At 57.7% G+C, this 12,416-nt stretch carries 15 protein-coding genes; 6 read left to right on the forward strand and 9 right to left on the reverse strand.

The features are described 5' to 3' along the window. The first annotated feature begins 18 nt into the window (after nt 1-18). From K3762_RS09910 to K3762_RS09930, 5 genes are read left to right on the forward strand one after another with little or no spacing between them, the layout of a single operon-like run. Nucleotides 19-927 (forward strand): 3-keto-5-aminohexanoate cleavage protein, encoded by a 909-nt coding sequence (locus K3762_RS09910; protein WP_132443355.1) that lies wholly within the window; start codon nt 19-21, stop codon nt 925-927. Next, entirely contained in the window at nt 924-2,342 is a 1,419-nt protein-coding gene (locus tag K3762_RS09915; protein ID WP_132443354.1) for a carnitine 3-dehydrogenase, read from the forward strand. Before K3762_RS09910 ends, K3762_RS09915 begins: the two co-directional genes overlap by 4 nt. Continuing rightward, the gene (locus K3762_RS09920) at nt 2,342-3,502 is read left to right on the forward strand and encodes an acyl-CoA dehydrogenase family protein (protein WP_132443353.1); all 1,161 of its coding nucleotides are present in this window, start codon (nt 2,342-2,344) and stop codon (nt 3,500-3,502) included. The genes K3762_RS09915 and K3762_RS09920 overlap by 1 nt, the downstream gene beginning before the upstream one ends. Before the next feature lie 9 nt (nt 3,503-3,511). Then, nucleotides 3,512-5,530, forward strand: a complete 2,019-nt coding sequence (locus K3762_RS09925; protein WP_260009221.1) for an acetate--CoA ligase family protein — start codon at nt 3,512-3,514, stop codon at nt 5,528-5,530. Next, nucleotides 5,527-6,309, forward strand: coding sequence for a carnitinyl-CoA dehydratase (locus tag K3762_RS09930; protein ID WP_132443351.1), 783 nt, complete (start codon nt 5,527-5,529; stop codon nt 6,307-6,309). The genes K3762_RS09925 and K3762_RS09930 overlap by 4 nt, the downstream gene beginning before the upstream one ends. A 1,237-nt stretch (nt 6,310-7,546) precedes the next feature. Here the strand turns inward: K3762_RS09930 and K3762_RS09935 are convergent. Together K3762_RS09935 and K3762_RS09940 are read right to left on the reverse strand one after the other, a co-directional pair. Further along, nucleotides 7,547-7,828: a hypothetical protein gene (locus K3762_RS09935; RefSeq protein WP_260009223.1), complete on the reverse strand. Its 282-nt coding sequence runs from the start codon at nt 7,826-7,828 to the stop codon at nt 7,547-7,549. 129 nt (nt 7,829-7,957) lie between these two features. After that, nucleotides 7,958-8,347, reverse strand: coding sequence for a hypothetical protein (locus K3762_RS09940; RefSeq protein WP_260009225.1), 390 nt, complete (start codon nt 8,345-8,347; stop codon nt 7,958-7,960). A 189-nt stretch (nt 8,348-8,536) separates the two neighbouring features. Here K3762_RS09940 and K3762_RS09945 point away from each other — a divergent pair, with 189 nt between their 5' ends. Continuing rightward, a complete protein-coding gene (locus tag K3762_RS09945) occupies nt 8,537-9,190 on the forward strand; it encodes a hypothetical protein (RefSeq protein WP_260009227.1) in 654 nt (217 codons plus the stop codon). A gap of 440 nt (nt 9,191-9,630) precedes the next feature. Here the strand turns inward: K3762_RS09945 and K3762_RS09950 are convergent, their stop codons facing one another. The 7 genes from K3762_RS09950 to K3762_RS09980 all read right to left on the reverse strand — a co-directional run bounded on the left by K3762_RS09950 (nt 9,631) and on the right by K3762_RS09980 (nt 12,354). Then, nucleotides 9,631-10,062 (reverse strand): hypothetical protein, encoded by a 432-nt coding sequence (locus K3762_RS09950; RefSeq protein WP_260009229.1) that lies wholly within the window; start codon nt 10,060-10,062, stop codon nt 9,631-9,633. A gap of 73 nt (nt 10,063-10,135) precedes the next feature. Next, complete coding sequence (locus K3762_RS09955; RefSeq protein ID WP_260009231.1) at nt 10,136-10,354, reverse strand: hypothetical protein; 219 nt, start codon at nt 10,352-10,354, stop codon at nt 10,136-10,138. A gap of 200 nt (nt 10,355-10,554) precedes the next feature. Then, entirely contained in the window at nt 10,555-10,737 is a 183-nt protein-coding gene (locus tag K3762_RS09960; RefSeq protein ID WP_260009233.1) for a hypothetical protein, read from the reverse strand. Next, complete coding sequence (locus K3762_RS09965; protein ID WP_260009235.1) at nt 10,734-10,931, reverse strand: hypothetical protein; 198 nt, start codon at nt 10,929-10,931, stop codon at nt 10,734-10,736. The genes K3762_RS09960 and K3762_RS09965 overlap by 4 nt, the downstream gene beginning before the upstream one ends. Before the next feature lies 1 nt (nt 10,932). Beyond that, nucleotides 10,933-11,592: a lysozyme gene (locus K3762_RS09970; protein ID WP_260009236.1), complete on the reverse strand. Its 660-nt coding sequence runs from the start codon at nt 11,590-11,592 to the stop codon at nt 10,933-10,935. A gap of 61 nt (nt 11,593-11,653) precedes the next feature. Then, nucleotides 11,654-12,088, reverse strand: a complete 435-nt coding sequence (locus K3762_RS09975) for a hypothetical protein (RefSeq protein WP_260009238.1) — start codon at nt 12,086-12,088, stop codon at nt 11,654-11,656. Further along, on the reverse strand, nt 12,085-12,354 hold the full coding sequence (locus K3762_RS09980) for a hypothetical protein (RefSeq protein ID WP_260009246.1): 270 nt from the start codon (nt 12,352-12,354) through the stop codon (nt 12,085-12,087). Before K3762_RS09980 ends, K3762_RS09975 begins: the two co-directional genes overlap by 4 nt. Nucleotides 12,355-12,416 lie beyond the last annotated feature (62 nt).

Raw genomic sequence — 12,416 nt, forward strand, 5'->3', positions numbered from 1 at the left:
TGCCAAAAGGAGACCAAGATGCCCCTGCAGATGACCCGTGAGGTCTTTATCACCTGCGCCGTGACCGGATCCGGCAGCAGCCAAGATCGGTCACCTCATGTTCCCCGCAGCCCTGAACAGATCGCCAATTCAGCCATTGCCGCCGCCAAAGCGGGTGCGGCGATTGTGCATTGCCACGTGCGCGACCCCGAGAGCGGCGTGCCCTCACGCGATCCGAAACTCTACCGCGAAGTGACCGAACGCATCCGCGATGCCGAAGTCGACGTGGTCCTGAACCTGACCGCAGGCATGGGCGGCGACATCGTCTTTGGTCCGCCCTCCGCGCCGCTGCCGTTGAACGATGCCACCGATATGGTCAGCGCCGAAGAACGGCTGGCCCATATCGAAGACTGCCTGCCCGAGATATGCACCCTCGATTGCGGCACGATGAACTTTGCCGAAGCCGATTATGTGATGACCAACACGCCCGGCATGCTGACAACGATGGGCGCGCGGATGGAAGCGCTTGGCGTGAAGCCAGAGATCGAAGCCTTTGATACCGGCCACCTTTGGTATGCAAAACAACTGGTTAAAGACGGCGTGTTATCTTCGCCCGCGCTGGTGCAGCTTTGCATGGGCATCCCATGGGGGGCCCCCAATGACCTGAACACCTTCATGGCGATGGTCAACAATGTCCCCCACGACTGGAACTGGTCCGCGTTTTCGATTGGCCGTGACGAGATGCCCTATGTCGCCGCATCGATCTTGGCAGGGGGCCATGTGCGCGTCGGGCTTGAGGATAATCTGTGGCTCGGCAAAGGCGAGCTTGCCACCAACGAGGCGCTTGTTTCGCGTGCCGTGTCGATCATCGAAAACATGGGGGCGACCATCATGGGCCCCGATGCCGTGCGCCGAAAACTGGGCCTGACAAAGCAGGCGCCACGATGACCAAAACAGCAGCAATCATCGGCGGTGGCGTCATTGGCGGCGGCTGGGCCGCGCGGTTTGCGTTGTCAGGCTGGAACGTCGCTATTTTCGACCCTGATCCCGAAGCCGAACGCAAAGTCAGCGAAGTCATGGCGAACGCGCGCCGGTCCCTGCCCGCCTTGTCCGAGGTCGCACTGCCGCCCGAAGGTCAGGTGAAAATCGTCCCCACATTGGCCGACGCCGTCACAGAGGCCGACTGGATTCAGGAAAGCGCGCCGGAACGGCTTGAGATAAAGCACAAGATCTTCGCCGAAATTCAGTCCCACTGCCGCAAAGACGCGCTGATCGGCTCTTCAACCTCGGGCTTCAAACCGTCCGAACTGCAGCAAGGCGCGCTTCGCCCCGGCGAGATTTTCGTCGCACACCCGTTCAACCCGGTCTATTTGCTGCCGCTTATCGAACTGGTCGGTGACGACGCCACGACCACGCGCGCGCAGGAAGTGCTTACTGAAATCGGCATGAAGCCCCTGAAACTACGCAAGGAAATCGACGCGCATGTGGCCGATCGTTTTCTCGAAGCGGTCTGGCGCGAGGCGCTTTGGCTGATCAAGGACGGCATCGCCACGACCGAGGAAATCGATGACGCCATCCGGTTCGGCTTTGGTCTGCGTTGGGGGCAGATGGGCCTGTTTGAAACCTACCGCGTGGCGGGCGGCGAGGCCGGGATGGCCCATTTTATCGAACAGTTCGGGCCCTGCTTGCAGTGGCCTTGGACCAAGTTGATGGACGTGCCCGAACTGACCGATGATTTGGTACAGAAGATCGCCAGCCAATCGGACGCGCAATCCGGTGCCCATACGATCCGCGAGCTTGAACGCATTCGCGACGACAATCTGGTATCCATGATGCGGTCCCTGAAAGGCCGTGACTGGGGTGCAGGCGCATTGCTGAACGCGCATGACACCCGCCTTGAGGGCAAAGCCGACCCTGACTTCACCAAACCCATCATCACTGTTGCCCGCGCCATTCCAATAGATTGGACGGATTACAACGGGCACATGAACGAAAGCCGCTATGGGCAGCTGTGGTCAGATGCGGCCGACGCGCTCATGCGCATGATCGGGGCCGATGACGCCTATATCAAATCCGGCTTCAGCTACTTTACCGCCGATACCCACACCAAGTTCCGCAATGAATGCCATGCAGGCGACACAGTCACCGTTGTCACGACCATTCTTGAGGGTGCGGGTAAGAAGCTGCGGCTGTTCCACGAATTGAAAAACTCCGCTGGTGATGTGGTGGCGACCTGCAATCAGTTCCTGCTGCACGTCAGTCTGGAAACCCGCAAATCCTGCGACCCTGCGGCGCATGTCAGCGACAAGCTCGCCTCCATCATCGCGGCCCAAGCCGCCCTGCCCAAGCCGGAGCATAGCTGATGCATTTTGGATTGACCGAAGAACAAGGGATGATCGTTTCCACCGTGCGGTCCTTTGTCGAAAACGAAATATACCCCCACGAGGCAGAGGTAGAGCGCACTGGCGAAGTCCCCCATAACGTCGCGCAGACAATCAAGCAAAAGACGCTGGATCTGGGGTTTTATGCCTGCAATTTCCCCGAAAGCGTTGGCGGGGCTGGCCTCTCGCATCTTGAATTTGCGCTGGTTGAACGCGAATTGGGCCGCGGCTCTATGGCGTTGAACCATTTTTTCGGGCGGCCGCAGAATATCTTGATGGCCTGCAAGGACGATCAGATTGAACGCTATCTTTTCCCCGCCATTCGCGGCGAAAAGATGGATGCACTGGCCATGACCGAACCCGATGCAGGGTCCGATGTCCGCGGCATGAAATGCACAGCCAAACGCGATGGCGGTGACTGGGTTCTGAACGGAACCAAGCATTTCATCTCTGGCGCGGATCATGCGGATTTCCTGATCGTCTTTGTGGCAACCGGCGAAGACGACACGCCGCGCGGCCCCAAAAAGCGCATCACGACATTCCTGGTCGACCGCGGCACGCCCGGTTTCACCATTCGCGATGGCTACAAATCGGTCTCGCACCGTGGCTACAAGAACATGATCCTCGAATTTGACAACTGCCGCCTGCCGGATGCTCAGGTTCTGGGCGAGGTCGATGGCGGCTTTGCGGTGATGAACGAATGGCTTTACGCCACGCGGATCACGGTCGCTGCAATGTCTGTGGGCCGCGCACGACGTTGCTTTGACATGGCGTTGAATTACGCGGCTGAACGCAAGCAGTTTGGTCAGCAGATCGGCAAGTATCAGGGCATCAGCTTTCAGCTGGCCGACATGATCACCGAAATCGATGCGGCAGATCACCTGACATTGGCGGCGGCGTGGCGGCTGGATCAAGGCCTGCCTGCTAACCGCGAAATCGCCAGTGCAAAGCTCTACGCGTCGGAAATGCTGGCGCGGGTGACGGATGCAACCCTGCAAATCTTTGGCGGCATGGGCTTGATGGATGACTTCCCCATTGAACGGTTCTGGCGCGATGCGCGGGTCGAACGGATTTGGGATGGCACATCTGAAATCCAACGCCACATCATCAGCCGCGATCTATTGCGCCCCCTTGGCGCCTAGGACCAAGACATGAGTGATCTTGCGCGTCTCTTGCGACCACGTTCCATTGCCGTCGTCGGCGGTGGGGCGTGGTGCGACTCCGTGATCGAGCAGAACCAGAAGATCGGGTTCAAGGGTGATATCTGGCCCGTGCATCCCAAAAAAGACAGTGTTGGCGGCTTGCCGGCCTTCAAGACGCTTGCTGATTTACCAAACGCGCCGGATGCGACGTTCATCGGTGTAAACCGCAGCGCAACCATCGATCTGGTTGGCGAGCTGAACCAAATGGGAGCAGGTGGTGCCGTGTGTTTTGCCAGCGGGTTCAAAGAAACCGCCGACGGCGCCGTTCTGAATGACCAATTGCTGGCCGCAGCAGGGGGAATGCCCATTCTCGGGCCGAATTGCTACGGGGTTCTGAATGCCGTGGATCAGGTGGCGCTTTGGCCGGATCAACATGGGCTGGTGCCCGTTGAACGCGGCGTGGCGATCTTGGCGCAGTCGTCCAACATCGCGATCAACCTCACGATGCAGCAACGCGGGTTGCCCATTGCCTATACCATCACCGCGGGCAATCAGGCCCAGCAAGGGCTTGCCAGCATCGCCCAAACTGTCATCCGCGACGACCGCGTGACGGCACTTGGCCTTTACATCGAAAGCTTTGGCGACATCGCGGATTTTGAAGAACTGGCGCGGCTGTCGCGTGCGCTCGGCAAACCGATTGTGGCGCTGAAGGTGGGCCGCTCGGAGGAATCGCAACTGGCAACCATTTCGCACACCGCCTCGCTCGCGGGCAGCAGCGCGGGGTCAGATGCGGTACTGGCGCGGCTTAGCATTGCGCGGGTCGGCTCCCCCGCTGCGTTGCTTGAGACGTTAAAGCTGTTTCACTGCCATGGCCACCTGTCCGGGGGGCGCATTGCGTCGTTAAGCTGCTCAGGCGGCGAGGCAAGCGTCATGGCGGATACCGCCGCGCACTGTGGCCTGACTTTCCCCCCCCTGACATCTGCTCAAACAGATACGCTTTCCCAGCACCTCAGTTCGCTGGTCAATCTGACGAACCCCTTGGATTATCACACACAAATCTGGCGCGATAAGGCCGCCATGACAGCCGTGTTTGCGGCCATGACGGGCGATGATATCAACCTGACGCTCGTGGTGCTTGATTTCCCACGCCTAGACAACTGCACCGCCGATGATTGGATGATTGCAATCGAGGCGATCGAAGAGGCAGCCCGTCAAACGGGCCATCCCTTTGGGGTGGTTGGGTCCATCGTGGAAAACCTGCCCGAAGCAATTGCAAAACGCCTGCTTGGCGCGGGGATCGTGCCGCTGTGCGACTTTGGCACGGCCTGCGAAGCGATCAGCGCGGCGCGCATGCCGCCGCGCCAAAATCACCAACCCCTGCTACCTGCCCCCAGCTTCGCAACGACGATCACGGTCACCGAAGGCGATGCCAAACGGGCCCTTGCGGCATACGGCTTGGATATCCCCACAAGCCGTGCGGGCATCGCCCCCGCGGATGTGATCGCTTGCGCCGAAGAGATCGGTTTTCCCGTTGTCCTGAAGGGCGAAGGGGTCGCCCATAAAACCGAAACCGGCGCGGTAAAGCTGAACCTCACTGACGCGGAACAAGTCAGCGCGGCGGCGCAGGCAATGCAGGCCGAAACCTTCCTAGTCGAAGAAATGATCACCGGCACTGTCGCGGAGCTTTTGCTAGGCATCGTCGCGGACCCCGCCCATGGGTTTGTCCTGACATTGGCCGCGGGCGGCACCCTGACGGAAATTCTGGAGGACGGACAATCCTTGCTGCTGCCCACCACGGACTCAGATATTCGCCACGCCTTGGGCCGATTAAGAATACACCCCCTGTTGAGCGGCTATCGCGGTGGTGAGCCAGCCAACATAGACGCCATTGTTGACGCGGCCCTAAAGCTGCAAAACTTCGTCACCGACCACGCCGACGAAATTGCCGAAATCGAAATCAATCCCCTCATCTGTACAAAAGACCGCGCGATCATCGCCGATACGCTTTTGGTGAAAGGAACAACATGACAAGCCCCGTTAAAACCCGCCGCGAAGGTGCCGTACTTGAAATCACTCTGGATCGCCCAAAGGCCAATGCCATTGATCTGCAAACCAGCCGTATCTTGGGCGATACCTTTGCCGCCTTTCGCGATGACCCTGATTTGCGCGTTGCGATTATCACAGGCGAAGGGTCGAAATTCTTCTGCCCCGGTTGGGATTTGAAAGCCGCCGCGGATGGCGACGAGGTGGATGGTGATTACGGCGTAGGCGGCTTTGGCGGCCTGCAAGAATTGCGCGACATGAACAAACCGGTGATCGCTGCGGTAAACGGTATTTGTTGTGGCGGCGGGCTTGAATTGGCGCTGTCGGCAGACGTTATCCTCGCGGCGGATCATGCAAGTTTCGCACTGCCCGAAATCACGTCCGGCACGGTGGCCGATGCGGCATCCATCAAATTGCCAAAGCGCATCCCCTACCACATCGCAATGGAGATGCTGTTCACAGGGCGCTGGCTGGACGCCGAAGAAGCCAACCGCTGGGGGTTTGTGAACCACGTCCACGCGGCAGATGATCTGATGGCGCAGGCCTGGGATATGGCACGCCTTTTGGCCTCGGGCCCGCCGCTGGTCTATGCCGCGATCAAGGAAATCGTGCGGGATGCCGAAGATAGCAACTTTCAGGACACCATGAACCGGGTTACCAAACGCCAGCTAAAGACTGTCGATGTGCTTTACGGCTCCGAGGATAACGCCGAAGGTGCGCGGGCCTTTGCTGAAAAGCGAGATCCGGTCTGGAAAGGGCGCTAAGAGCGTCGCATCCGGGCTTTCATCGGACCGCGGGGATATTAGTCCCGCGCCACCTCAACGGCCCACTCAATGAACGGTTGAGCCGCGGCTTTCCTGCTCCCGGATCTGGACGACGGGATAAAATAGCCGTTCCCAAACTTTCTAGCGTTTTCCATGAGATTTCACGCTGCTGGCGAGAAAAACATCCCAATCCACGGAGGCGCAGTCGGAATTGTTAGCGCAAACCGTCACCCGTAACAGAAACGCAGATCAGTCGGATCGATCAAGTGATTGATTTAATGGCGGACCCTAGAGGATTCGAACCTCTGGCCTCTGCCTTCGGAGGGCTGTACCGCGCACCATGTTCACGCTTAAACCCCTATTTATACCCGGTTTCGTTCACGTTTGCGTAGCTTCGAGGCGGTTGTAACTGTTACGCGTAACAAGTTGGATGTCCCCTAACTAGCCTCACTGCCGACGAACACACCCATGATGCGCTTGGCACCCCGACTTGGTCCCGGAAGCCCCGTTGGTTTGCCGAGCAACGTGGCTCGCCATGTCGCCATGTCGCCATGAGGTAATCAATTTGCGCGGTTCGCGACTGCGCAGACTCTTTTATCTGATCCCGGCTTCGATCCCGAGCCCACTTCTTCTCCGCACAGTGAAATTCCGAAGACGCGCTGTAATCGCACTAGAAAGGTTCAAGTCCTGCCGGGCCTACCATTTCTGTTTAAAGTCAGGAACTTAACGCCGCCATGGGTCATTGTTGGTCGCTATAGACATCAGTGACTTACAAGCAAAGTGCCCCACGTGATTCTGCCGAATGAAAACCGGGGGCGAATAGTGCCCAATTGATAATTCGGCTGGCTTGTGCTCCAGTTGTGCTTTTCAGCACTTGGACAATGAATGACAAAGATCCTTGCAGCCTCCTTCGTAATCCTCTTGGCAACCGAGGGAACAGCCCACGAGCCCTCATTGCTGCCCGTGGACTCAATCGTGCCAGATGAAAACGGGGGATACTATTACGCCCACATCCCAGAAACCGACCGTGATTGGCTCATAACGTGCGCAGCGTATGATGACGCTGACAGAGTGGTCGAAGTAGGTCAGGCACTCAGTACCAGCCCAGCAACTCAAGTCACCCTCGAAAGCCGCGGCGCTAAAATTAGCCGCGTGGAGTGCACCGCAAAGAGATAGTAGATATTGCGCCGAGCAAAATTGGCGCCAAATCAGAGGGCTTCTAGGACAAACTATTGTTCTATTCGGATTTGTGCCAACGCGCTTCAGCGTTTGGCCAATAATGCACGGCCGCCCACTCAACCGCCTCACGAATGATGTCAACAACCGCGCGGCCCACCCGCCCCGTGCCGCCGCAGAAATTGCACGAAACAACCTGATCCATTGCGCCAGCCTCGCGAAGATAATCCCGGCGCAGCGCGCAGGCCGGGCAATCCTCGCCGTTGCCATGCAGAGTCTTATCAGCCATCAACCTCGCTCCCATCTTGATTTGAAATGCTGGCAACGGAAGAAGCGTAGCCATGGATTGCTCGATGAGCCGCGATAGTTGCCTTGCGCCATGCCCGCCGTTGATTGTAGCGATCTAGTCAGGCGAAACCCGCCAGGCATGCCAGAAACCCAACTACCCCACCAAAAATCATGACGATCGCAATCATTCGTCAGCCGACCGCTCGCTCAGGTTAGCCACCGTCTCGGCCTCTGCATTGAACGCCGCTGAAATAGCCCACGAACCCCAGATAAAACTGGCGAGGCTGAGAACGAAAGACAGCAAGCCTAGTGCCGAAAAAAGACGGTCGCAGGTTTCGTGAGCACGGGCGTAGGCGGCGTTTGCACGGTACGCAAAGAGCCAACACGCAGTAGCCGCAGCAAGCCCAACCGTCCACGCTTGAAAGGCGACTGTCACACCATCCAGCCCCCGCAAGCTCTCAATGTTTGCCAATGCCGCGAGAATCGCACCAGAGTTAATTGTCGAGACCGCGAGGATGCCACGATTGGCGTATTCTCTATAAGCCGCGATTGACGGGCTCTCATTATCGGCCATAGCATCCCTCATATCTTGACTTCGGGAAAGACGGCGTAATGCGGCCAGTTTCGGAAAGCTACGCCTGGTCGTGCACAATTAAGTAATGACCGTTGCGCCCTTAAGCCCACCAGCTTCCACTCCACGGCCTTTTAGCAGGTTTCAATCCTTACGCTTTCCTCAGCATATCCGATGCCGTATGAATCAGCCATGACAAACCGTGATGATTTTAGAGCACCTGTTATAAGAACTATTGCGCAACGCGCAGGGTACCGTTGCTCGAACCAGACCTGCTTACGTCCGACCATTGGGCCAGACGGTAGTGACAAGAGCGCTAGCATTGGTGTTGCTGCGCACATCACTGCCGCCGCGAAGGGTGGGCCAAGGTATGACGATACATTAACTGTTGATGAACGGGCCTCAGCTGAAAACGGTATTTGGCTTTGTCAGACGTGTAGCAGACTGGTCGCTTCAGATGATAGCAGCCATTCGCCGGATCAGCTAAGAGAGTGGAAAGAGTTTTCTGAAATGCGCGCCTATCTCGGCATTCGCGGTTTTGCGATAGTCATTTCGAGAAGCTATGAAAAACTTGAAGAAAAGATGCCTGACCTGATCGCAGAAATGAGGACCGATATTGGAGGTGCGCCTTTCATTCGCGAGTTCATAATCGGCTCAAAACGCATGTCATACAATAGCGACCCACAGAACCCGATATTTTCTTACTACTTCGAGGACCACGACAATCTGAAGCCAATGCTAAAAGTGATGCAGAATTACGGCGCGATCATCGAAACGACTTACAACAATGCAGACCGTTACGAGTTTACTGAGGACTTTGCGGAGTACCTGTTGCTGCCTGCTTAACCATACGACTTCACATCGTCATGGGAGCCTTCCTTGGGAACTTGGTGACGTAGGGCCATCCCGTGCCGCAGCGGCAGGTAGCGCGTTTCTCAAACTCGTAATCTGTGATACCATCCGGCAAATCAGGCGGCCTAAGTGTGACGCTATGGCCGCAAGCCCAACATTTCACCTCGATATGCGTAGTACCGGTTTGAAACAGTCGATCATCCAATCTTTGCGGCTCGCTTCCGATAGGTTTTCCACAACGGGCATATAAGCACTCCCTGAAACGCAAAAAAGCCCGCGCTACCGATCAAGGCAGCGCAGGCAAGTTGGGTTCGCATTACAGACAGGACAATTTTGAAATGCTGAATATGAACCTTTCTTTAGTTTATGAGAACGCACCTGGACCCAGGCACCGGGATTTCGTCAAAGGGCGCGGGACATAGCCCGCCAGCCCGTCAAATCCGCCGCTTGAGCACTCCCAGATCGGCCGTTGAGGCCAAGCCACCCGAGCGCGTGGCAGCGCGCACCCGCAGGCGCGCGGCCATAATCTCACCCAGCCGGCGCCAACTCAAAACATCATGTTTATCGCCAAGACCCGGTGCCAGAATGATCTCGCCGGAAAAATGCGCAAGCGCCTTTGGGGCTACCCGATCGGCCACCACCGTCCGCAAGGCACCGCAGCGCGCGCCCTTGCGTCGCGGCAAACGGGCCCGCCGCCTCTTGATATCGAGATAGGCCCCCATGGCCTCCACGGTATCAATAAGCGCGTTTGCCGAAGCCGCATCCGGCAAGACCACCGCCACATCGCGGCCATCCCTTAGGGTCTTGAAACCTTCCAAGGCGAGATCGGCCAGATATTCAGCCTTTCGGTTTTGCGTTTTAATCATTTGGTCAATCTTTCGTTTCGATCCCCCAGAACGCAAAAAGCCCGCCCCTGCATCAACAGAGACGGGCTTTATTTCACAAGCAGCCATGCACATCACACTGCCGCGCCTGATAGACGATCCACTCAGCGACGGGCCGATCCCGCGCAATCGCGTCAATCGTCGCTGGCTGCGCTTTCGGTGGCCGCTGGCTCACGTCCTTGAACAGAGCGTCTCCGCTCACATTGCTCGGGGGTAGACAAGACCCGGCAGAGAGCGGAATCCAGATCGTTGTCAGTAAGGCTTTCAACTTCATTCCGCGTTCCTTTCGATTCCTCAATGTGTTTTAGGCGGTCTGTGTTTTGGTTGGCGCGGAGGTCGCGCTCGCGGTCGTCAGCCGCATCAGCGCGCAGCCAAACCACCACGCCGATCAGGATTAAGACCCCTACCCCGCTGGCCATTAGTTGCGCTTGAAGGTGGCTCAGACCAAACACGGCGCCACCTCTTCGGTGCGGTTCATGACAACACCCATTCGAGCAGGCCGAGCGCCGCGCCTATTCCAGTGGTGGCCATGATTAGCCCAGCCCAGACACCGGGCCACACCCCATCACGCGAAAATATAGCGATGAGGAACCCCATGGTCAGGCCCACGCCAAACCCACCAGCCGCGCCGACTAGCAGGGAACCTAGCGCGCTCATGTCTTGCCGCCCCGCGCCTTTGCCAGCCGAGACGCAATGAACGTGCCTGCGAAGGTCAGCGCCCCAGCGATGATTGTGACGATATCATCGATGTTGACCGTGATCGTGCCGGCCGCTTCGTCAAAGGACGCCCAGCCGAGCCCCGCAATAAATGCGGACGCGGCATAGAGGATCATGCGAATTGCGAGTGCCATACTATTTTCCTTTCCAGATGCGTGAGATTGCCGCGATGATCGACGCCCACCATGGGGAAGCGGGTGTTTCTGTGGCTGGCGGTGCGGTGGAGGTTGGCCGGGACGATCCGGCGGAGGCCATGAGCCGACGCATTTCCGCGCCGCTGATCGTCTTGAGGATGCCGCGCAGGTTGCCGCTCTCATCGACGCGCCAAATGGGGATGTTGTCGCCGTTGGCGTCATAGTCGCCAGTGCGGAACAACGCCTGTTCAGCCTTGCGTCGCCTGATGATTTCTTTCGGCTTGAGCCAGCCCATGAAGCCGTCTCCACGCATATCGCCTCGGTTAATCGCCTCGGTCAACTTAGCCCGGTAGATGCCACCCGTGTTGAAGTCGAAAGACACGAGCGCATCGAACTGGTGCTGTTTCAACGGCACCTTGATTGCGCTATTCACGCGCGCCTCGTACTTATCCAAGTCCTCATCGAAAAGCCCCAGAAGAACCAGAACAGCAGCACTTACGTCCGCAGGCATACCACGCTGCATTTGTGCAGGGTTGAGACCGCCCGCTGCAGCCGTATGGCCTACGCCCACGGTCCAGACTCCCACGCTGTCCCGATATGGGCCGAGCACAATTCCTTCATGTTCGGCAATCTCAAGGATACCGCTATCGCTGATCTTCATAAGCATTCTCCAATTTTTGAAACCCCGCAGGCGGGGCATGGATTTATGATGTTTGGGGTAGTTAGTCTGCGATCCTGAAGAACGCTGGCGGCTGCGTGTACTTGAACGTAAGCCCACCAGGGCAAGAGTAAGTCAGATCAACCCGCAGCTGATATTCCCCGTCGGACATGAAAGGCAATGTCGGATATTGGTAGTCGAGATATGGATCGTCCGCAGCTCCACCTGACCATTCCGCATCCGGCAGGTCGTACACCACGCCATCTTGGCTGATCGCGGTGCGTTCGGAGACCACCGGGCAATCGCCACGCGCCTTTTCACGCCAGATGCGCACTGGCAGAGCCTCACCAGCAACGATTGGGCTCTTCAGGGTTTCCACTTTGCCGAAACCGCTAACTGGCTGCGTCCTGTCCACGCGCTCATATCTGAAGGCCGTGAGCGCCACCACAATGGAAAGCGCAACGCATAAGATCGCGAGAAAGCCAAACACTCGCATCATTTGAAAATCACCGATCGATATGTCCAGAGAACGCCGAATAGCGTCACCACGATACCCCCCAGCGTCGTTATGCCGACCATCAGCAGCTGTCGCTCCTTGGCGGCCTCCGCTTCTTTCATCTGGGTGATCTCGTCATGCAGCGCACGGTTGTCAGCTCGCCACTCTGCCGCAAGGACTGTGTTTGCCTCACGAAGCTCCGCGACCGACTTTTCGAGCTGCTCGATCTTGTAACCCGACAGGGTTGATTGCTGCGGGTCACCGGTCATTCGGCACCTCTCTGACTGGTTGGGTTGGAAGTGTCGGTCATTGCTCGAGCGTATGTGTTCAA

Source organism: Sulfitobacter sp. W074, assembly GCF_025142275.1.
In the GTDB taxonomy this organism is placed as follows: Bacteria; Pseudomonadota; Alphaproteobacteria; order Rhodobacterales; family Rhodobacteraceae; genus Sulfitobacter; species Sulfitobacter profundi.

Coding starts and splice junctions, on each gene's coding strand:
- K3762_RS09910 (WP_132443355.1), top strand. CDS start 19: ATGCCCCTGCAGATGACCCGTGAGGTCTTTATCACCTGCGCCGTGACC.
- K3762_RS09915 (WP_132443354.1), top strand. CDS start 924: ATGACCAAAACAGCAGCAATCATCGGCGGTGGCGTCATTGGCGGCGGC.
- K3762_RS09920 (WP_132443353.1), top strand. CDS start 2,342: ATGCATTTTGGATTGACCGAAGAACAAGGGATGATCGTTTCCACCGTG.
- K3762_RS09925 (WP_260009221.1), top strand. CDS start 3,512: ATGAGTGATCTTGCGCGTCTCTTGCGACCACGTTCCATTGCCGTCGTC.
- K3762_RS09930 (WP_132443351.1), top strand. CDS start 5,527: ATGACAAGCCCCGTTAAAACCCGCCGCGAAGGTGCCGTACTTGAAATC.
- K3762_RS09935 (WP_260009223.1), bottom strand. CDS start 7,828: ATGGCTACGCTTCTTCCGTTGCCAGCATTTCAAATCAAGATGGGAGCG.
- K3762_RS09940 (WP_260009225.1), bottom strand. CDS start 8,347: ATGGCCGATAATGAGAGCCCGTCAATCGCGGCTTATAGAGAATACGCC.
- K3762_RS09945 (WP_260009227.1), top strand. CDS start 8,537: ATGACAAACCGTGATGATTTTAGAGCACCTGTTATAAGAACTATTGCG.
- K3762_RS09950 (WP_260009229.1), bottom strand. CDS start 10,062: ATGATTAAAACGCAAAACCGAAAGGCTGAATATCTGGCCGATCTCGCC.
- K3762_RS09955 (WP_260009231.1), bottom strand. CDS start 10,354: ATGAAGTTGAAAGCCTTACTGACAACGATCTGGATTCCGCTCTCTGCC.
- K3762_RS09960 (WP_260009233.1), bottom strand. CDS start 10,737: ATGAGCGCGCTAGGTTCCCTGCTAGTCGGCGCGGCTGGTGGGTTTGGC.
- K3762_RS09965 (WP_260009235.1), bottom strand. CDS start 10,931: ATGGCACTCGCAATTCGCATGATCCTCTATGCCGCGTCCGCATTTATT.
- K3762_RS09970 (WP_260009236.1), bottom strand. CDS start 11,592: ATGAAGATCAGCGATAGCGGTATCCTTGAGATTGCCGAACATGAAGGA.
- K3762_RS09975 (WP_260009238.1), bottom strand. CDS start 12,088: ATGATGCGAGTGTTTGGCTTTCTCGCGATCTTATGCGTTGCGCTTTCC.
- K3762_RS09980 (WP_260009246.1), bottom strand. CDS start 12,354: ATGACCGGTGACCCGCAGCAATCAACCCTGTCGGGTTACAAGATCGAG.